Origin of the sequence: Veillonella criceti (assembly GCF_900460315.1) — a bacterium.
Taxonomy (GTDB): Bacteria; Bacillota; Negativicutes; order Veillonellales; family Veillonellaceae; genus Veillonella_A; species Veillonella_A criceti.
Genome location: NZ_UHIO01000001.1, coordinates 1,795,938 through 1,819,912 on the forward strand (window position 1 = coordinate 1,795,938; position 23,975 = coordinate 1,819,912).

Annotated in this window: 2 protein-coding genes; both read left to right on the plus strand. The window is 40.5% G+C overall.

What is annotated here, in order from left to right:
- Nucleotides 1-516 precede the first annotated feature (516 nt).
- Complete coding sequence (locus DYE54_RS10165; protein WP_172460581.1) at nucleotides 517-15,789, plus strand: ESPR-type extended signal peptide-containing protein; 15,273 nt, start codon at nucleotides 517-519, stop codon at nucleotides 15,787-15,789.
- Nucleotides 15,790-16,200: 411 nt separating this feature from the next.
- Nucleotides 16,201-23,925 carry an ESPR-type extended signal peptide-containing protein gene (locus DYE54_RS08050; protein ID WP_115310746.1) on the plus strand — a complete coding sequence of 2,575 codons (7,725 nt, stop codon included), beginning with the start codon at nucleotides 16,201-16,203 and terminating at the stop codon, nucleotides 23,923-23,925.
- The last annotated feature ends 50 nt before the right edge of the window (nucleotides 23,926-23,975 follow it).

Genomic DNA, 23,975 nt, shown 5'->3' on the forward strand with positions numbered 1-23,975 from the left:
CAAAATGAAAAATTAATGGATTAAAAATGAAGTTTGTTAACAGTATGCATTAAGAGTAATGTAAAAATTGATGGATTAGGTTGTGAAAAATTATGGAATTTAATATTTTGAAATTTATGATTAGAAAAACAAATAAAGTAGATTATAAGTAAACTCAATAATTCCCTTTGTTTTAATGGGTTATTTGCGGTTTTTGGTAAAATTAAATAAAACGATAAATATAACTATAGTAGTATTGATTTTTTATTGTGATAGATGTAGAATAAAAATTGATAATAAGAAATTCATGAAATCCTTATATTTTTGATAGGTGAAAATCAAAGTTTATTTTATAGATATATGAGATTGAATTAGGGATTGATGAGTAAATTTTCTTATATCTGAATATTTTTACTGTTAATAGTTTTGTTATTCATTGGTTTTTATGTAGTTTTATCTTAGGGGGCTTTGAAACAGTATAGTTATAACTTATGTATTGTATCTAATGAGTGGGATAATGGGATAGGAGTAGGTATAATGAATAAGATTTACAAAGTTATTTGGAGTAAAACAAAGGGCTGCTATGTAGTAGCATCTGAATTTGCAAAACGAGAAGGGAAAGCAGCAAGTTCTCATATGAGTGCATTACGTGCTACATTTGCTACTTTTTGTGTTGCAAGTTTATTAACTGGTAGTGTGATGGCGGCTTCGACGGTCATGACACGGGATGATAATTTTAATTTACTCATAGGTGCTAATACGACGGCTGCGTCGGAAAATTCTGTTGTTGTAGGCGATAATATTACAGTTGGTGAAAAGGCGGATAACTCTGTCGTTCTTGGTGGTTCTTATACAGAAGATGGAAAACGGACAGATACTAATGTTACAGCCTTGAATTCTGTAGTTATTGGCTTAGGGAATACTGTAAAGGGCTATGCTACCGATATAAAATATAGCGATAAAAAAGATACGAACATATTTAATACTGTCATTGGTACGGGCAATGTTATTGAAGGGGAAAATGTTACTAATAAGGGACAAGTATTTAAAAATGTAGCGATTGGCTATAAGAATAGAGTCGCCACTCAAAACGCTGTAGCGCTTGGTAATGAAGCAGAAGTAACGGGTATTTCGTCTGTGGCGATTGGTGATAAAGCAAGAGCTATATCGGGAAATACCTTGGCTATTGGGCAAGGTGCTACTGCTCAAGATCAACGCTCTATAGCATTAGGGGTTGGGGCTACCACGGAAAAGAGTGATAGTATTGCTATTGCTGCTACAACTAAGAGCACGTATAGTATTGCTATGGGCTCGTCTGCTAATACGGGTGTGAATGCAAATAACTCGATTGCTATTGGGAAACAGGCTACGGTTAGTGATAATCTTCCTGATTCTATCGTAATGGGCCGTGAGGCTAAAGCTTCTGGTAATGGGTATCAATCAGTAGCAATCGGCACGCAAGCCAATGTGACGGTTGCGGGTGGTGTGGCTCTAGGTGATCGATCTGTTGCTTCTGTAACGACTGGTCAAAAAGGATATGATCCAGCTACTAATAAGGCCAGTGTTAATACAGATAAAACTTGGAAGAGTACATACAGTGCTGTTTCTATTGGTAATGATAGTGCTACTCGACAAATTGTGAATGTAGCAGCCGGCTCTAATGATACGGATGCGGTGAATGTGGCACAGTTAAAAGCAGTGACTTTGCAGACTACAGCTGATACTAAAACAGCAGGTAGCAATGGGCAAGGAAAAGTAAATCTAGCCACTGAAAAACTAAATATTGCTGGTGGTGCTACTGGTACTGCGACAACTGTTAAAAATATTAAAACGTCTTTAACTAGCGATCCTACAAAAATCCAAATCGATTTAGTGAAGGATGTGAATTTAGGTGCTAATGGTTCTCTAACGACAGGGAACACAGTAGTTAATAATAGCGGGGTAAAAGTAACGAATGGTAGCCAATCGAGCTCTTTGACTGCTAGTGGTTTAACGGTTACTAATGGTCCGACGATTTCTACGTCTGGTATTGCTATGGGTAATGATCAGATTACACAGTTAGCAAGTGGTTCTGATGGTGAGTCTAATGGTAAACCGACTTATAATACCCCAACCAATGCAGCGAATATTGGTGACGTAAAGAATATCACGGATGCCGCTACTACAGTGGTTATTAATAACTTGACCGCTAAGGGTATGGATTTTGCCGGTAATACGGGTAAAGTGCATCGTGATTTAGGTCAAACTCTTAATGTAGTAGGTGGTCAAAGTGATACAACTAAGCTATCTGAAGGGGCTAATATTGGCGTAGTTGCTGCAACTACAGGTAATGATGCGAGCTTAACAATTAAACTAGCTAAAGATTTGACTGGTTTAAATACAGTGACAGCTAGTTCGGCTGTTATAGGTAACCAGAGCGGTACAGTAATTAATTCAGATGGTAGTAAGACGCAAGCACCTAAGGGAAGTTATGTAACTGGTTTAAGTAATACGTCTTGGGATGTAAAAAATCCTTCCTATGTGTCTGGTCGAGCAGCGACAGAAGATCAATTAAAAGCGGTGTCAGAGGCTCTTAGCCAACAAGTTGTGGATACAGATGATTATCGTTTAATTCAAAATCCAGCTGCTGGTTCCGATGGGGCATATAAAGTAGCCAATAATAAAGTGACGTTGAAGGTGAAAAATGTTAATGACCCTAAGGCTACCGTTGAAGATGTTGTTATTGATGATGTAGCGTCTGCTACTGATTTAGATAAGTTAACGGATCGTGCTGTTAAATATGATTTAACGGGCGATACAGTGAATAAAAACCAAGTAACGCTAGAAGGTACTAATGGTACACAAATTAAGAATTTAGCAAGTGGCTCTGATGGCGTTAAGGATGGAAAACCAACTTATAATACTGATACCAATGCAGCCAATATTGGTGATGTGAAGCATTTTGCTAATGAAGCCGAAGAAAAAGGCTTAAACTTCTCCGCTGATTCTGGTGCGGCTGTACATCGTGATCTTGGTGAAACCTTAGCGATTGCTGGTGATGGTCAAAATATTGCAACAACAGCTGATGCTAAAACTGGTAAAGTTACTATCTCCTTAACTAACGATATTTCCGTAGGCCAACCAGGCGTACCAGGTAAAGATGGAAAGCCTGGCACACCAGGTAAAGACGGTTCTATTGGTGCTAAAGGAGCCGATGGCTCTGCTGTCGTACTCAACGGTAAAGATGGTTCTATCGGTTTAACAGGCCCTGCCGGTAAAGATGGTGAACCAGGTACATCTATTACAATTAAAGGTGAAAAAGGTCAGCCAGGTTTAAATGGCACTCCAGGTAAAGATGGCATAACTCGAATTGTTTATCAAGAAGGGGAAACAAAGCATGAAGTGGCAACCCTTGACGACGGCATGGTATACACCGGTGATACGGGTCGCGCAGCGGTTAAGTTGAATAAAACAGTAAATATTACTGGTGGTCAAACTGATGCAACAAAATTAGCAGCAGGTCCTAACATTGGTGTTGTAGCGGCTCAAAATAGTGAAAATGGTAAATTAACCATTCAATTAGCTAAAGACATCAATCTTGGTAACGATGGTTCTGTAACAACTGGTAATACTGTAATTAATAATGATGGTTTAACAATCAATAACGGTCCATCTGTAACTAATACAGGCATCAATGCTGGAGATGAACAAATTACAGATGTAGCGAGTGGTGCTACTAGTAAGGACAAAGATAATAATCCAATATATGACAATGATACGAATGCAGCCAATATTGGTGATGTGAAGCATTTTGCTAATGAAGCCGAAGAAAAAGGCTTAAACTTCTCCGCTGATTCTGGTGCGGTTGTACATCGTGACCTTGGTGAAACTTTAGCCATTGCTGGCGATGCACAAAACATTACGACTACAACAGACCCTACTAATGGTAAAGTTACCATCTCCTTAACTAACGATATTTCCGTAGGTCAACCAGGCGTACCAGGTAAAGATGGTCAGCCAGGTACACCAGGCAAAGACGGTTCTATTGGAGCTAAAGGGGCAGATGGTTCGGCTGTTGTACTCAATGGTAAAGACGGTTCCATCGGGTTAACCGGTCCTGCTGGTAAAGATGGTGAACCAGGTAAAACTATCACTATTAAAGGGATTGATGGCCAACCAGGTGTTGATGGTAAAGATGGTATTACTCGTATCGTAGTTGATGAGCATGAAGTAGCAACGCTCGAAGACGGCATGGTATACACTGGCGATACAGGTCGCGCAGCCGTTAAATTGAATAAGGTTGTCAATGTTGCTGGTGGTGAAAAAGAAAGCGCTAGATTATCTTCTGGTAAAAATATTGGCGTAGTAGCTGATCAAGATGGTGAAAATGGTAAGTTAACTATTAAATTGGCTAAGAATTTAACTGATTTAACTTCCGTACAAATAGGTAATACAACAATTAATACAGATGGCTTAACGATTACAAATGGTCCATCGGTAACAAATACAGGTATTGCTGCTGGTGATAAACAAATTACAGATGTAGCGAGTGGTGCTACTGGTAAGGACAAAGCTAATAACCCAATATATGATAACGATACCAATGCAGCTAATATTGGTGATGTGAAGCATTTTGCTACTGAAGCCGAAGAAAAAGGCTTAAACTTCTCCGCTGATTCTGGTGAAGTTGTACATCGTGATCTTGGACAAACTTTAGCGATTGCTGGCGATACACAAAACATTACGACTACAACAGATCCTACTTCTGGCAAAATTATAGTTTCCTTAACCAACGATATTTCCGTAGGGCAACCAGGCGTACCAGGTAAAGATGGTCAGCCGGGTATCCCAGGCAAAGATGGTTCTATTGGTGCTAAAGGGGCAGATGGTTCTGCTGTCGTACTCAATGGTAAAGATGGTTCTATCGGTTTAACAGGTCCTGCTGGTAAAGATGGCCAACCAGGTAAAACTATTACCATTAAAGGGATTGATGGCCAACCAGGTGTTGATGGTAAAGATGGTATTACTCGTATCGTAGTTGATGAGCATGAAGTGGCAACGCTCGAAGACGGCATGGTATATGCTGGTGACCAAGGCAGTGCTGATGTTAAGTTAAATAAGAAAGTCACTGTATCTGGTGGTGTAACTAAGAGTGATGCTTTATCTACTGCTGACAATATTGGTGTGGTAGCAACAAAAGATGAAAAGGGGAATGCGGTTCTTGATGTACGATTAGCCAAAGATATTACAGGTCTTAACTCTGTGACTGCTGGTGGCGTAACTGTTGGTACACAATCGACTACGACTGAAGGTGGCGTAACAAAAGACGGTAATTTCGTTACTGGATTGACGAATACAACTTGGAATACAGACGATCCAGATATTGTATCTGGTCGTGGTGCTACGGAAGACCAATTGAAAGTGGTGTCTGGTGATTTAACAGAAAAAATTAATGCTAAATCAGATTATCGTTTAATCCAAAATCCAGCTGCTGATTCCAATGGGGCCTATAAAGTAGCCGATAACAAAGTGACGTTGAAGGTGAAAAATGTTAATGACCCTAATGCTACCGCTGAAGATGTTGTGATTGATGATGTAGCGTCTGCAGATGATTTAGATAAGCTAACGGATCGTGCTGTTAAATATGATTTGACTGGCGATACTGTGAATAAAAATCAAGTAACGCTAGAAGGTACTAGTGGTACACAAATCAAGAATTTAGCAAGTGGCTCTGATGGTATTAAGGATGGGAAACTAACCTATAATACGGATACCAATGCAGCCAATATTGGTGATGTGAAGCATTTTGCGAATGAAGCAGAACAAAAAGGCTTAAATTTCTCTGCTGATTCTGGTGAAGTTGTACATCGTGATCTTGGACAAACTTTAGCGATTGCTGGCGATACACAAAACATTACGACTACAACAGATCCTACTTCTGGTAAAATTATAGTTTCCTTAACTAACGATATTTCCGTAGGTCAACCAGGCACACCAGGTAAAGATGGTTCTATTGGAGCTAAAGGGGCAGATGGTTCGGCTGTTGTACTCAATGGTAAAGACGGTTCCATCGGGTTAACCGGTCCTGCTGGTAAAGATGGTGAACCAGGTAAAACTATCACTATTAAAGGGATTGATGGTAAACCAGGTGTTGATGGCAAAGATGGTATTACTCGTATCGTAGTTGATGAGCATGAAGTGGCAACGCTTGAAGACGGCATGGTATACACTGGTGATACGGGTCGTGCAGCTGTTAAATTGAATAAGGTTGTCAATGTTGCTGGCGGTGAAAAAGAAAGCGCTAAATTATCTACTGGTAAAAATATTGGCGTAGTAGCTGATCAAGATGGTGAAAATGGTAAGTTAACTATTAAATTGGCTAAGAATTTAACTGATTTAACTTCCGTACAAATAGGTAATACAACAATTAATACAGATGGCTTAACGATTACAAATGGTCCATCGGTAACAAATACAGGTATTGCTGCTGGTGATAAACAAATTACAGATGTAGCGAGTGGTGCTACTGGTAAGGACAAAGCTAATAACCCAGTATATGATAATGATACCAATGCAGCCAATATTGGTGATGTGAAGCATTTTGCTACTGAAGCCGAAGAAAAAGGCTTAAACTTCTCCGCTGATTCTGGTGAAGTTGTACATCGTGATCTTGGACAAACTTTAGCGATTGCTGGCGATAAACAAAATATTGCGACTACAACAGATCCTACTTCTGGCAAAATTATAGTTTCCTTAACTAACGATATTTCCGTAGGTCAACCAGGCGTACCAGGTAAAGATGGTCAGCCGGGTACACCAGGCAAAGATGGTTCTATTGGAGCTAAAGGGGCAGATGGTTCGGCTGTTGTACTCAATGGTAAAGACGGTTCCATCGGGTTAACCGGTCCTGCTGGTAAAGATGGTGAACCAGGTAAAACTATCACTATTAAAGGGATTGATGGTCAACCAGGTGTTGATGGCAAAGATGGTATTACTCGTATCGTAGTTGATGAGCATGAAGTGGCAACGCTTGAAGACGGCATGGTATACACTGGTGATACGGGTCGTGCAGCTGTTAAATTGAATAAGGTTGTCAATGTTGCTGGCGGTGAAAAAGAAAGCGCTAAATTATCTACTGGTAAAAATATTGGCGTAGTAGCTGATCAAGATGGTGAAAATGGTAAGTTAACTATTAAATTGGCTAAGAATTTAACTGATTTAACTTCCGTACAAATAGGTAATACAACAATTAATACAGATGGCTTAACGATTACAAATGGTCCATCGGTAACAAATACAGGTATTGCTGCTGGTGATAAACAAATTACAGATGTAGCGAGTGGTGCTACTGGTAAGGACAAAGCTAATAACCCAGTATATGATAATGATACCAATGCAGCCAATATTGGTGATGTGAAGCATTTTGCTACTGAAGCCGAAGAAAAAGGCTTAAACTTCTCCGCTGATTCTGGTGAAGTTGTACATCGTGATCTTGGACAAACTTTAGCGATTGCTGGCGATAAACAAAATATTGCGACTACAACAGATCCTACTTCTGGCAAAATTATAGTTTCCTTAACTAACGATATTTCCGTAGGTCAACCAGGCATACCAGGTAAAGATGGTCAGCCAGGTATCCCAGGCAAAGACGGTTCTATTGGTGCTAGAGGAGCAGATGGATCGGCTGTTGTACTCAATGGTAAAGACGGTTCTATCGGTTTAACCGGTCCTGCTGGTAAAGATGGTGAACCAGGTAAAACTATCACTATTAAAGGGATTGATGGTCAACCAGGTGTTGATGGCAAAGATGGTATTACTCGTATCGTAGTTGATGAGCATGAAGTGGCAACGCTCGAAGACGGCATGGTATATGCGGGTGACCAAGGCAGTGCTGATGTTAAGTTAAATAAGAAAGTCACTGTATCTGGTGGTGTAACTAAGAGTGATGCTTTATCTACTGCTGACAATATTGGTGTGGTAGCAACAAAAGATGAAAAGGGTAATGCGGTTCTTGATGTACGATTAGCCAAAGATATTACAGGTCTTAACTCTGTGACTGCTGGTGGCGTAACCGTTGGTACACAATCGACTACGACTGAAGGTGGCGTAACAAAAGACGGTAATTTCGTTACTGGATTGACGAATACAACTTGGAATACAGACGATCCAGATATTGTATCTGGTCGTGGTGCTACGGAAGACCAATTGAAAGTGGTGTCTGGTGATTTAACAGAAAAAATTAATGCTAAATCAGATTATCGTTTAATCCAAAATCCAGCTGCTGATTCCAATGGGGCCTATAAAGTAGCCGATAACAAAGTGACGTTGAAGGTGAAAAATGTTAATGACCCTAATGCTACCGCTGAAGATGTTGTGATTGATGATGTAGCGTCTGCAGATGATTTAGATAAGCTAACGGATCGTGCTGTTAAATATGATTTGACTGGCGATACTGTGAATAAAAATCAAGTAACGCTAGAAGGTACTAGTGGTACACAAATCAAGAATTTAGCAAGTGGCTCTGATGGTATTAAGGATGGGAAACCAACCTATAATACTGATACGAATGCAGCTAATATTGGTGATGTGAAGCATTTTGCGAATGAAGCCGAAGAAAAAGGCTTAAACTTCTCCGCTGATTCTGGTGCGGTTGTACATCGTGACCTTGGTGAAACTTTAGCGATTGCTGGTGATACACAAAACATTGCGACTACAACAGATCCTACTTCCGGCAAAATTATAGTATCTTTAACTAACGATATTTCCGTAGGCCAACCAGGCGTACCAGGTAAAGATGGTCAGCCTGGTATCCCGGGCAAAGACGGTTCTATTGGTGCTAAAGGGGCAGATGGTTCGGCTGTCGTACTCAATGGTAAAGATGGCTCTATCGGGTTAACGGGTCCTGCTGGTAAAGATGGTGAACCAGGTAAAACCATTACTATTAAAGGGATTGATGGTAAACCAGGTGTTGATGGCAAAGATGGTATTACTCGTATCGTAGTTGATGAACATGAAGTAGCAACGCTTGAAGACGGCATGGTATACACCGGTGATACGGGTCGCGCAGCGGTTAAATTGAATAAGGTTGTCAATGTTACTGGTGGTGAAAAAGAAAGCACCAACCTATCTTCTGGTAAAAATATTGGCGTAGTAGCCGATCAAGATGGTGAAAATGGTAAGTTAACTATTAAATTAGCTAAAGAATTAACCGATTTAACTTCTGTACAAACTGGCGATACAACAATTAATACGGATGGCTTAACGATTACGAAGACTGCACCGGTTGAAGGTAGTGAAACTGGTGCAGAAGGTACTAAGAGTACAACTACTATCGGTGCTAATCAAATCGTTGTAAATGGACAAGATGGTAAAGATGGTGTTGATGGTAAACTGGGTATTGTTATTGGCAATCAAGATGTTACCCCAATAATTACTAATGCAGATGGTGGAACTAAAGAAGGTAAAATTGAATCTGGTAATTATGTAACTGGTCTTGATAATACAAAATGGAATCCTGCTGAAAATGGTATTGTAGAAAATCGTGCCGCTACGGAAGGTCAAGTAAAAGCCGCTGTTGATGGTGTTTCTTCTGATATAACAACTAAAGGCTTGAATTTCTCTGCTGATTCTGGCGAAGTTGTACATCGTGACCTTGGTGAAACCTTAGCCATTGCTGGCGATACACAAAACATTGCGACTACAACAGATCCTACTTCTGGCAAAATTATAGTTTCCTTAACCAACGATATTTCCGTAGGTCAACCAGGCGTACCAGGTAAAGATGGTCAGCCAGGTATCCCAGGCAAAGATGGTTCTATTGGTGCTAAAGGGGCAGATGGTTCTGCTGTTGTACTCAATGGTAAAGATGGTTCCATCGGTTTAACTGGCCCTGCGGGTAAAGATGGTGAACCAGGTAAAACCATTACCATTAAAGGGATTGATGGTAAACCAGGTGTTGATGGCAAAGATGGTATTACTCGTATCGTAGTTGATGAGCATGAAGTAGCAACGCTTGAAGACGGTATGGTATATGCTGGTGACCAAGGTAGTGCTGCTGTTAAGTTAAATAAGAAAGTCACTGTATCTGGTGGTGTAACTAAGAGCGATACTTTATCTACTGCTGACAATATTGGTGTGGTAGCAACAAAAGATGAAAAGGGTAATGCGGTTCTTGATGTACGATTAGCCAAAGATATTACAGGTCTTAACTCTGTGACTGCTGGTGGCGTAACTGTTGGTACACAATCGACTACGACTGAAGGTGGCGTAACAAAAGACGGTAATTTCGTTACTGGATTGACGAATACAACTTGGAATACAGACGATCCAGATATTGTATCTGGTCGTGGTGCTACGGAAGACCAATTGAAAGTGGTGTCTGGTGATTTAACAGAAAAAATTAATGCTAAATCAGATTATCGTTTAATCCAAAATCCAGCTGCTGATTCCAATGGGGCCTATAAAGTAGCCGATAACAAAGTGACGTTGAAGGTGAAAAATGTTAATGACCCTAATGCTACCGCTGAAGATGTTGTTATTGATGATGTAGCGTCTGCAGATGATTTAGATAAGCTAACGGATCGTGCTGTTAAATATGATTTGACTGGCGATACTGTGAATAAAAATCAAGTAACGCTAGAAGGTACTAGTGGTACACAAATCAAGAATTTAGCAAGTGGCTCTGATGGTATTAAGGATGGGAAACCAACCTATAATACTGATACGAATGCAGCTAATATTGGTGATGTGAAGCATTTTGCGAATGAAGCCGAAGAAAAAGGCTTAAACTTCTCCGCTGATTCTGGTGCGGTTGTACATCGTGACCTTGGTGAAACTTTAGCGATTGCTGGTGATACACAAAACATTGCGACTACAACAGATCCTACTTCCGGCAAAATTATAGTATCTTTAACTAACGATATTTCCGTAGGCCAACCAGGCGTACCAGGTAAAGATGGTCAGCCAGGCACACCAGGTAAAGATGGTTCCATTGGCGCTAAAGGGGCTGATGGTTCGGCTGTCGTACTTAATGGTAAAGATGGCTCTATCGGCTTAACCGGCCCTGCAGGTAAAGATGGGGAACCAGGTAAAACTATCACTATTAAAGGGATTGATGGTAAACCAGGTGTTGATGGGAAAGATGGTATTACTCGCATCGTAGTTGATGAACATGAAGTAGCAACGCTTGAAGACGGCATGGTATACACTGGCGATACAGGTCGCGCAGCCGTTAAATTGAACAAAACAGTAAATATTACTGGTGGTCAGACCGATGCAACAAAATTAGCGGCAGGTCCTAACATTGGTGTTGTAGCAGCTCAAAATAGTGAAAATGGTAAATTAACCATTCAATTAGCTAAAGACATCAACCTTGGTAATGATGGTTCTGTAACAACTGGTAATACTGTAATTAACAATGGTGGTTTAACAATCAATAACGGTCCATCTGTAACAAATACAGGCATCAATGCTGGGGATAAACAAATTACAGACGTAGCGAGTGGCGCTACTGGTAAGGACAAAGATGATAATCCAATATATGGCAATGATACCAATGCAGCCAATATTGGTGATGTGAAGCATTTTGCTACTGAAGCCGAAGAAAAAGGCTTGAATTTCTCAGCTGATTCTGGTGAAGTTGTACATCGTGACCTTGGTGAAACCTTAGCGATTGCTGGGGATACACAAAACATTGCGACTACAACAGATCCTTCTTCCGGCAAAATTATAGTTTCCTTAACTAACGATATTTCCGTAGGTCAACCAGGCGTACCAGGTAAAGATGGTCAACCAGGTATCCCAGGCAAAGACGGTTCTATTGGTGCTAAAGGAGCAGATGGTTCTGCTGTTGTACTCAATGGTAAAGACGGTTCCATCGGGTTAACCGGTCCTGCTGGTAAAGATGGTGAACTAGGTAAAACTATCACTATTAAAGGGATTGATGGTCAACCAGGTGTTGATGGCAAAGATGGTATTACTCGTATCGTAGTCGATGAGCATGAAGTGGCAACGCTTGAAGACGGCATGGTATATGCTGGTGACCAAGGCAGTGCTGATGTTAAGTTGAATAAGAAAGTCACTGTAGCTGGTGGTGTAACTGAGAGCGACGCCTTATCTGCTGCTGACAATATTGGTGTGGTAGCGGCAAAAGATGAAAACGGCAATGCAGTTCTTAATGTACGATTAGCTAAAGATATTAACCTTGGTAATGATGGTTCTGTAACTACAGGTAATACTATTGTAAATAATGATGGTGTAACTATCACTAAAGTAACACCAGATGAAACAGATGCTGTAGATACTAAGCACAAAACTACTATCGGAGCTAAACAAATTGTTGTAAATAACCAAGAGGGTAAAGCTGGCATTGATAGTAAACCGGGGATTGTTATTGGTAATCAAGATGTTACCCCAGTTATTACTAATGCAGATGGCGAGACTAAAGACGGTGAAACTGAAACTGGCAATTATATAACTGGTCTTGATAACACGAAATGGGATCCTACTAAAAAGGGCATTGTAGAAAATCGTGCTGCTACGGAAGGTCAAGTAAAAGCAGCTGTTGATGGCGTCTCTTCCAATGTGACAACTAAAGGCCTGAATTTCTCTGATGATAAAGGCACTGAAGTACATCGTGATTTGGGAGAAACCCTACAAATTACTGGTGATGGTAAAAATATCGCCACAATAGCTGATGCTGAAAGTGGCAAAATTAAGGTATCTTTAACCAACGACCTTAGTATTGGTGTAGCAGGTAAAGATGGTGTTGATGGTAAGATTGGTATTAATGGTAAAGATGGCTCTAGTGTAGTAATTAATGGCAAGGATGGTAGTATTGGAGCTACTGGTGCTGATGGTAAAACGGGTGTAACTATTAATGGTAAAGATGGCTCCATCGGTCTAACTGGCCCAGCAGGTAAGGATGGTCAACCTGGCAAGACAATTACAATTAAAGGTCTTGATGGTAAAGATGGCGTTAATGGTGTTGATGGTCAACCAGTGGACCGAATTATCGTGAATGACGAAACTGTAGCGACTATGAAAGATGGCATGCAATATGCTGGTGATGATGGTCAAACAAAGAATACTCAGATTATTGCTAAAAAGCTTAATGGAAAGCTGGACATTATTGGTGGTGCTACGGGTACATTAAGTGATAACAACATTGGCGTTAATAATGTTAACGGTCAATTAAAAGTTCAATTAGCTGATGAAATTGTTCTGGGTGGCTATGGTAAGAGCGATAGCAAGATTACGGTAGGTGGCAAAAATGGTGGTGCGGTTATTATTGATGGTAGTAAGCGTTCCATTACATTCCAAGATCCTACCAATGGTGAACGCGCACCGATTAATGTGACTGTAGTTCAGGCTGCAACTGAAGAATCTGTTGGTGGTGAACGTTACTCTGGAGATACTCGCTTGACTGTAGGAGGCGCGAATGGTGCTGATTACATAGCATATACATCTGATGGTTATGATTATCAAGGTGATATTGGTGAGGGCGCAGCTGTTGGCCTTAATAGTACTGTTTCTGTAACTGGTGGTATTACTCGTGAAGAGGACCTTGCAAAAGATCCTAATATTGGTGTAATTGCGACATCAGATACTGATGAAAATGGTGATAAGGCTAAATTAGAACTCCGTTTAGCAAAAGACTTGAAAGGTCTTAACAGTGCTGAGTTTGGTACAGTTCTTATTGGCAAGCAGCCAAATGGTAATAATCCTGCAGACGTTAGAAACTATGTAACGGGTCTTGATAATAAAGAATGGGATAAGGATAATATCGTATCTGGCCGTGCAGCTACAGAAGATCAATTAAAGGCAGCTACCGATGCCATTACAAGTTCAAACGATGGTGGTGGTTTTGGCTTAGCAGACCAAAGTGGTGAAACTGTTAAAAAAGATCTTGGTCAAACAATCACCATTAAAGGCGGCGCTACTGAAGGCACAACAAGTGATTCTAATGCTGGTGGTGTTTCCAATATTACAACTAAAGTAAAGGATGGGGCTTTGGAAATTAGTCTTAATAATAAGATTGATTTAGGCAAAGACGGTTCCGTTAAAGTTGGTGAAACTACTATCGATAAAGATGGCATTAAAACTAATAATGTAACGGCAGGTAGCGTAAAAGCCGGTTCTGTTGAGACTGGTACGATTACTGTTGGTGATACTATACGTATTACTAAAGATGGTATTAATGCAGGCGGCACTCAACTTACTAATGTTGACAGTGGTAAATCAGGTACGGATGCTGATGGGAAACCAGTATATAATATAGAAACTAATGGTGCTAACATTGGTGATGTAAGAAATATTGCTAAGTATGAAGCTCAAGAAGCTGCTGAAGGCGTACGTGCTAAAACTGGTAAAAATATTACAGTGAAACCTGATAATACAGTCAACTTAAATGACAAAGTAGAAATGGGCGATGGCCAAATTATTATCGATGCTACTGACAAAGGTCTCGTAACTATTGGCAAAGAAAATTCCATTAAGATTGGCTCTCAGAAAGTATCGCCAATGAAGATGTATCGTGATGTTGGCGATGATGGTACTGAAACAGGAAACTATGTGACAGGCTTAGATAATATAGTTTGGGATCCAGTTGATCATGGTTATGTGCCAAATCGTGCAGCAACAGAAGCCCAATTAAAATCTGTAGACGATAAAATCGAACGTGGTCGTGTCTTTGCCGGTGATAGTGGCTCTACAACTGTTGGTCTTGGTGAAACATTGAAAGTACAGGGCGGTATTTCTGATACAAGCAAATTGAGTGATAATAATATTGGGGTTGTAGCGGATGGTAATCAATTATTGGTTAAATTAGGTAAAGAATTGTCTGGTTTGACTAGTGTTACAACTACTGATGGTACCAATACAACGGTTGTCAATGGTGGCGGTGTACGTACTGGAGATGACACACATAATACGACAATCGCTAGTGGTACTGTTACTCTTGCAGAAGGTGATCAAAATACTGTAATCAATGCGAACGGACTTACTATCTCTGATGGTCCAACCTTCACACGCAATAAAATTGATGCTGCTGGTAATCAGATTACGGGTGTAGCTGATGGCAAAATTGAACAAGGCTCTAAAGATGCTATTAATGGTGGGCAATTATTTGATGCCTTTAACAATGTAGGTGGTGCGATTAATAAACTTGGCAATCGCATTAATCGAGTAGGTGCTGGAGCAGCAGCCTTGGCTGCTTTACATCCACTTGATTTTGATCCAGATGAAAAATGGGATTTTGCAGGTGGCTATGGTAATTACCGTGGTGCTAATGCGGTGGCTGTTGGTGCGTTCTATCGTCCGAATGAAGATACACTCTTTAGTGTTGGCGGAAGCTTTGGCGGCGGTGAAAATATGGTAAATGCAGGTGTAAGCTTTAAAGTTGGCCAAGGAAACCATGTATCAACTAGTCGTGTAGCGATGGCGAAAGAAATTAAAGATCTTCGTCAAGAAGTCGAAATGCTTCGTAAGGGCATGGTAGAAATGTCACAAGGTAAGCAATTAGACCCTACAAAGACCAAGTTATTCCCTGATGTGGATGAAAATCATTGGGCGTATAATGAAATTGCTCAATTGGCTGGTAATGGTATTGTTGAAGGCTATCCTGATGGAAACTTTGGTGGTGATCGTATGATGACTCGTTACGAATTTGCTATGATTGTATACCGTCAGATGCAACAAGGTGCTAAGTTATCTAGTCGCTTGATTAATGAATTTATTCCAGAATTAGAACGCATTCGTGTTGATGTGATTTCTAAAGATAAAGATGGAAATCCAACAATTGAACGTGTTCGAGTAATTCCTGGTCGTGGTTGAGGTGAATTTTATTAAGTATAAAATAGAATATTGAGAAGCACTTACGTGTAAGTGATTGATAAAGGACTACAACTATTATGATTAAGTCGTGAAATAATCTAATGAGTTGTAGTCCTTTTTATTTGTGAAAAAATGGTTTTATAGTGATAATAATAAGTTGTTGAGAAAATATAAATATATGAATAGATATTCAGATATTGTAAAAAGTATATAATTGTTTCTATTTATTTACATAAGATAATCCTTTTATTTACTGAGTTTAAATGTATTTTTTAAGGTTATTATCTATTTTTGAAATATATAGTTGACTAAAAAATAACACTTTTGATATACTTTAAAAAGTTATTAAAGAAAGATGAAGAATAATTGATGAACGTTTATGTGTAAGATGTGATTTGATTTGGAGGGAACATGAACAAAGTTTATAAAGTTATATGGAGTCGTACAAAAGGCTGCTATGTAGTGGCATCTGAATTTGCTAAAAGACATACAAAATCAAGTGCCACGAGTGTAAGTCGAGTAGCGCTTGCCAGCTTGTTGGTAGCAGGGGTATTGACAAGTAGCGTGTACGCAGCTGAGGATAATATAGTCGTTGCTGATGGTAAAGTAGGTATTGGTTATACCACTAGTGCGAATGGTAATCAATCTATTGCTATAGGTTCAGAAGCTACGGCAAGAACTAAAAGCAGTATTGCTATTGGTGAAAAAGCAACGGTAGGGCCAGTGGCTACTAATTCTATTGCTATTGGTGGTGTAGTAGATAGCACTGGTGTCGGAAATACAGTGAATAGTGCAGAGTCCATTGCTTTAGGTGTGGGGAATATAATCAATTCATATCAGGGGGAAACTCAAGGGACAAGTAATTTAAATAGAGAAAATATAGCTATTGGTAAAAATAACATTATGAGAGAACATGGGGAACAAGTTAATAATCCAGTTTTTGGTAATGTTGTAATGGGTACAAATAATGTGATGTATGGCCAGCAGAGTGTAGCTATTGGATATAAAACAACAGTGAGTAATACATCTTCTGTAGCAATTGGGCATAATACAGAAGCTTTGCGAGCTAATACGATTGCAATTGGACAAGCACATGCTAAAAGTACACAATCTATAGCTATAGGTATGAGTTCTACAGTTGAACCTGGCTCAGGCGATGGGATTGCACTTGGTGCATCGGCTAGAGTAGAACAGGGTGCTGTAGAAAGTATTGCTATAGGACCGAGTGCCCGCGCTCAAGGAAAGAATGGAACGGCCTTAGGTAGTTATGCTTTCACTTATGCTGATAATGGTGTAGCCATAGGTACAGCCTCTCAGGCAGTACGTTCTGGTGGTACGAGCATTGGTTATGACCCAATGACAGGTAAGAGAGCGGCGATTACTGGAGATAATCCTACATGGAAAGGTACACATGGTGCCGTATCCGTAGGGGGGACTACGCAAGAGTTTGTAGGTCTTGATGAGAATAATACGCCTCAGTATAAGCGTACTTATATTACTCGACAGATTACGAATGTTGCAGCTGGTGAATATAATACCGATGCAGTTAATGTAGCCCAGTTGAAACGTGTGGATTTGAAAACGACTGCCGATGTAATGAATCCAGCAAACCCTTCAGGTGGCGGGGTTATTTTAAATAGTGAGAGGCTAAAGTTGACCGGTGGTGCTACGGGTGAAGTGGCAGCTAATAATATTAAAACGACAATTACTAGTGATCGAACCGAAGTAAAAATTGAGTTGGCTAAGGATGTTAATTTAACTGAATCTGGCTCTGTTTCGTTTGGAGCACCACAAGTAGAGACCAAAGGTCAGTCAACTACGCCAGTGACAGGTTTAAATAAAGATGGCTTAACTATTGTTGGTACAACGACTGATAAAGATGGTACAACACAAGCTCTGACTACTACAAAAATTGGTGCTGATAAGATTGTAGTTAATGGCCAAGAGGGTAAAGATGGTAACCCAGCGACTGGTGTAGTGATTGGTAAACAAGATGTTACACCTTCCATAAAACAAGCTGATGGCATTACTAAACCTGGTGAGGCACAGACTGGTAACTATGTAACTGGTTTAGATAATACGAAGTGGAATCCTGAAGAAAAAGGAATCGTTGAAAGTCGTGCCGCTACAGAAGGTCAGTTGAAAGATGCAGTCGATGGTATTGTGGATGGTACTGGTGAAAATGCAACTGGTGGGTTTGGTCTTACCGCAGATAACCAAGTTGATGGTAAGCCAGTTGAAGTACGACAAGACTTAGGAAAAACCATTCAAATCGCTGGTGATGGTCAAAACATTTCCACGACAGCTGATCCGACTAGTGGCAAAATTACAGTGGGCTTAACTAATGATCTATCTATTGGTGGTCCAGCAGGTAAAGATGGCAAAGATGGCGTTGATGGTAAAATCGGTGTCAAAGGTAAAGATGGTCTTGCAGGGGTAAGTATTAATGGTGCTGATGGTTCCATTGGCTTAACTGGCCCTAAAGGTGCTGATGGTAAAGCTGGTGTATCTATTACTATTAAAGGTGAAAAAGGGCAACCTGGTGTAGAGGGTGTAACGGGGCAAAATGGTAAAGACGGCTTAACTCGTATTGTGTATGAAGACGAAGCAGGTACACCACATCAAGTCGCTACTCTTGAAGATGGCCAAAAATATGCTGGTGATAATGGCCAAAGTGATGCAACTAAGGTTATCAATAAAAAACTTAATGAACAATTAGACATCATCGGTGGTGCTGACAGCACTAAATTAACAGACAATAATATTGGAGTTAATAATGTAGGTGGTAAGCTAAAAATTCAATTAGCTAAAGATATTAATCTTGGTGAAGCTGGTTCGGTTCGCTTTGTTCCTGAAAGTGCGCCATTGGATGAAAACGGTCAGCCAACAGTACCGGTTACAGGCTTAGATAAAAATGGCTTAACTATTGCAGGCACAACGACTGATAAAGATGGTACAACTCAAGTTCCAACTACAACTACAATTGGTGCTGACAAGATTGTGGTAAATGGTCAAGACGGCCAAGATGGTAAACCAGGAACAGGTGTAGTGATTGGTAAACAAGGTGTTACTCCTTCCATAGAACAGGCTGATGGCACTATTAAACCTGGTGAGACACAGACTGGTAATTATGTAACAGGCCTAGATAATACAGAGTGGAATCCTGAAGAAAAAGGAATCGTTGAAAGTCGTGCTGCTACAGAAGGTCAGTTAAAGGATGCAGTCGATGGTATCGCGAAGGGTACTGGCGAAAATGCAACTGGTGGCTTTGGTCTTACCGCAGACAACCAAGTTGATGGTAAGCCAGTTGAAGTACGACAAGACTTAGGAAAAACCATTCAAATCGCTGGTGATGGGCAAAATATTTCCACGACAGCTGATCCGACTAGTGGCAAAATCACTGTGGGCTTAACTAATGATTTATCCATTGGTGGCCCAGCAGGTAAAGATGGCAAAGATGGTATTAATGGTAGCATCGGTGTTAATGGTGCGGATGGTAAATCTGGCGTTGGTATTAACGGCAAAGATGGTATTAGCATTAAAGGTGCTGATGGTAAAAACGGCGTAACTATCTATGCAAAAGATGGCAAAGACGGCGAAGATGGCGTACCCGGCTCTGAAGGTCATATTGGCTTAACCGGTGCACCAGGTAAAGATGGACAACCTGGCTCTTCGGCAGATATCCATGTTATTAGAGGGGCTGCTGGTGTAGATGGTGTAACTGGTCAAAATGGCAAAGACGGCTTAACTCGTATTGTGTATGAAGACGAAGCAGGTACAACCCATCAAGTAGCTACGCTTGAAGATGGTCAAAAATATGCGGGTGACAATGGCCAAGGTGTTGGTAATGAAGCCAATATTATTAAGAAACATCTTAATGAACAATTAGACATCATCGGTGGTGCTGACAGCACGAAGTTAACGGATAAGAATATTGGTGTTAACAATGTAGATGGCAAGCTGAAAGTTCAATTAGCTAAAGATGTTAATTTAGGTGAAGTTGGTTCGGTTCGCTTTATGCCAGAAAATACACCATTGGATAAAAACGGTCAGGCAACGGTACCTGTTACAGGCTTAGATAAAGATGGCTTAACTATTGCAGGCACAACGACGGATAAAGATGGTACAACACAAGTTCCAACTACTACAAAAATTGGCGCTGATAAGATTGTAGTTAATGGCCAAGAGGGTAAAGATGGTAACCCAGGAACAGGTGTAGTGATTGGTAAACAAGGTGTTACTCCTTCCATAGAACAAGCTGATGGCACTACTAAACTTGGTGAGGCACAGACTGGTAACTATGTAACTGGTTTAGATAATACGAAGTGGACTCCAAGCGAAGGCATTGTTGAAAGTCGTGCTGCTACAGAAGGTCAGTTAAAGGATGCAGTCGACGGTATCGCGAAGGGTACTGGTGAAAACGCAACCGGTGGTTTTGGTCTTACCGCAGATAACCAAGTTGATGGCAAGCCAGTTGAAGTACGACAAGACTTAGGGAAAACCATTCAAATCGCTGGCGATGGTCAAAATATTTCGACTACAGCCGATCCGACTAGTGGCAAAATTACTGTGGGCTTAACTAATGATTTATCCATTGGTGGTCCAGCCGGTAAAGACGGTCAAAATGGTAAAGATGGTGTTGATGGTAAAATCGGTGTGAATGGTGCAGATGGTAAATCTGGCGTTGGTATTGACGGTAAAAATGGCATTAGCATTAAAGGTGCAGATGGTAAAAACGGCATAACTATCTATGCAAAAGATGGCAAAGATGGTGAAGACGGCGTACCAGGTTCTGAAGGTCATATTGGCTTAACGGGTGCACCAGGTAAAGATGGACAACCTGGTTCTTCGGCAGACATCCATGTTATTAGAGGGGCTGCCGGTGTAGATGGTGTAACTGGTCAAAATGGCAAAGACGGCTTGACTCGCATTGTATATGAAGATGAAGCAGGTACACCACATCAAGTCGCTACGCTTGAAGATGGTCAAAAATATGCTGGTGATAATGGTCAAGGTGTTGGCAATGAAGGCAATATTATTAAGAAGCATCTTAATGAACAATTAGATATCGTCGGTGGTGCTGACAGCGCGAAGTTAACAGATAAGAATATTGGTGTTAACAATGTAGATGGCAAGCTGAAAGTTCAATTAGCTAAAGATATTAATCTTGGTGAAGCTGGTTCTGTTCGCTTTATGCCAGAAAATACGCCATTGGATGAAAAGGGTCAGCCAACGGCACCTGTTACAGGGTTAAATAAAGATGGTTTAATTGTTGTGGGTACAACCGCAGGTGAAGATGGTACAACACAAGTTCCAACTACCACAAAAATTGGCGCTGATAAGATTGTAGTTAATGGCCAAGAGGGTAAAGATGGTAACCCAGCGACTGGTGTAGTGATTGGTAAACAAGATGTTACACCTTCCATAAAACAAGCTGATGGCACTACTAAACCTGGTGAGGCACAGACTGGTAACTATGTAACTGGTTTAGATAATACAAAGTGGAATCCTGAAGAAAAAGGAATCGTTGAAAGTCGTGCCGCTACAGAAGGTCAGTTAAAGGATGCAGTCGATGGTATCGCGAAGGGTACTGGTGAAAATGCAATTGGTGGGTTTGGTCTTACAGCAGATAATCAAGTTGATGGTAAACCAGTTGAAGTACGACAAGACTTAGGTAAAACTATTCAAATCGCTGGAGACGGTCAAAATATTTTCACGACAGCAGATCCGACTAGTGGCAAAATCACGATTGGATTAACTAATGACTTATCCATTGGTGGTCCAGCTGGTAAAGACGGCCAAGCGGGTCAAGATGGCAAAGATGGTATTAATGGTAATATCGGTGTGAATGGTGCGGATGGTAAATCTGGCGTTGGCATTAACGGTAAAGATGGCATTAGCATTAAAGGTGCTGATGGTAAAAACGGCGTAACTATCTATGCAAAAGATGGCAAAGATGGTGAAGACGGCGTACCAGGCTCTGAAGGTCATATTGGCTTAACGGGTGCACCAGGTAAAGATGGACAACCTGGCTCTTCGGCAGATATCCATGTTATTAGAGGGGCTGCTGGTGTAGATGGTGTAACTGGTCAAAATGGCAAAGACGGCTTAACTCGTATTGTGTATGAAGACGAAGCAGGTACAACCCATCAAGTAGCTACGCTTGAAGATGGTCAAAAATATGCGGGTGACAATGGCCAAGGTGTTGGTAATGAAGCCAATATTATTAAGAAACATCTTAATGAACAATTAGACATCATCGGTGGTGCTGACAGCACGAAGTTAACGGATAAGAATATTGGTGTTAATAATGTAGATGGTAAGCTAAAAGTTCAGTTGGCACAAAATATTGACTTAGGTGCTAAGGGTTCTTTGGAAGCTGGGGATGTTAAAGTTGGTTTCCACGAAGGTAACTTAACCACTGTAAGCGGAAATCCAGTTAAAGCTGGTCAATATGTAACCGGTCTAAGCAATATAGATTGGGATATTAAGAATCCAGACATTGTATCTGGACGAGCCGCTACTGAAAATCAATTAAAGACTGTATCTGATGCAATCAAAGGTGTTATAGATGGCACTGGTGAAAATGCAACTGGCGGTTTTGGCTTAACTGGGGACGATGGCAAAGAACTTAAACAAGACCTTGGCAAAACGATTAAAGTGGTAGGTGGTATTACATCAAGTGATACAGCGGAAAGTGATGCAAGTGGTGTTTCCAACATTACAACTAGAGTTAATGGTTCTGCGTTAGAGATTAGCTTAAACAAGGATGTTCTCTTAGGTTCTGAAGGTTCTGTTACAGCTGGTGAGACATTTATTGATAAAGCAGGCGTTGATACGAATAAAGTAAACACTGGTGAAGTTGCTATTAAAGAGTCTGATATCAAAATTACTAAAGATGGTATGAATGCAGGCAATAAACAGATTACTAATCTTGCAAGTGGCGCTACTGGCAAAGATGAAAATGATAAACCGGTATATGGTAATGATACTAATGCCGCTAATATTGGTGATGTTAAAGAGCTTGTAGGGCAGGTTGATAAAAAAATTGCCGGTGGACGTGGTTTTGCTGGTGACAGTGGAATGACTACGGTTGGTCTTGGTCAAAACTTAGTTGTTAAAGGTGGCATTGCTGATGAAGCTAAATTGGCTGATAATAACATTGGTATTATCGCTAAAGATGGTTCTTTAAATGTTAAATTAGCTAAAGATTTAACAAATCTTAACAGTGTAACCATTGGAGATAAAGAGGGTGATCATACAAGTATCACTTCTGATGGTATTGCTATCTCTGGTGGCCCAACGTTTACTCGTAATCAGATTGATGCAGCTGATAATAAGATTACTGGTGTAGCTAAAGGGGATATTAATGAAAAATCTACGGATGCTATTAATGGTGGTCAGTTGTTTGAGGAATTAGGAAAACGTGATCAGGCTATCGATGGTTTAGGTGGCGCTGTGAATAAGCTTGGTAATCAAATTAATCGTGTTGGTGCTGGGGCAGCGGCTTTAGCAGCATTACATCCGCTTGATTTTGATCCGGATGATAAATGGGATGTAGCAGCTGGTTATGGACATTATAAAGGCGCTAATGCAGCCGCTATTGGGGCCTACTATCGTCCAAATGAAGATACGATGGTTAGCCTTGGTGGTAGCATCGGCGGTGGTGAAAATATGGTTAACGTTGGCGTAAGTTTAAAATTAGGTCAAGGTAACAATGTATCCCGTGGTCGTGTAGCGATGGCTAAAGAAATGAAAGACATGCGTAAAGAAATTGAAGATTTACGTAGTGCGTTAGTGGCCGTATCTGAAGGTCGTCGTTTAGATCCAACCAAAACTAAGTTATTCCCAGATATTCCTAAGAATCATTGGGCATACAATGAATTAGCTATTTTAGCAGGTAATGACATTGTAATTGGCTATCCAGATGGTAATTTTGATGGCAATCGAATGATGACTCGTTATGAATTTGCTATGATAATTTATCGTGAAATGATGCGTGGCGCTCAGATTAGTGATCGTTTATTTGATGAATTTGAACTTGAATTAGAACGAATTCGTGTTGATGTAATCGCTAAAGATAAAGATGGTAATCCAACTATTGAACGTGTACGTGTTATTCCTGGTCGTGGTTAATAGGAAATTATAAAAAGAGGCTGTAGCCTAGCGTTTGCTAAGCTACAGCC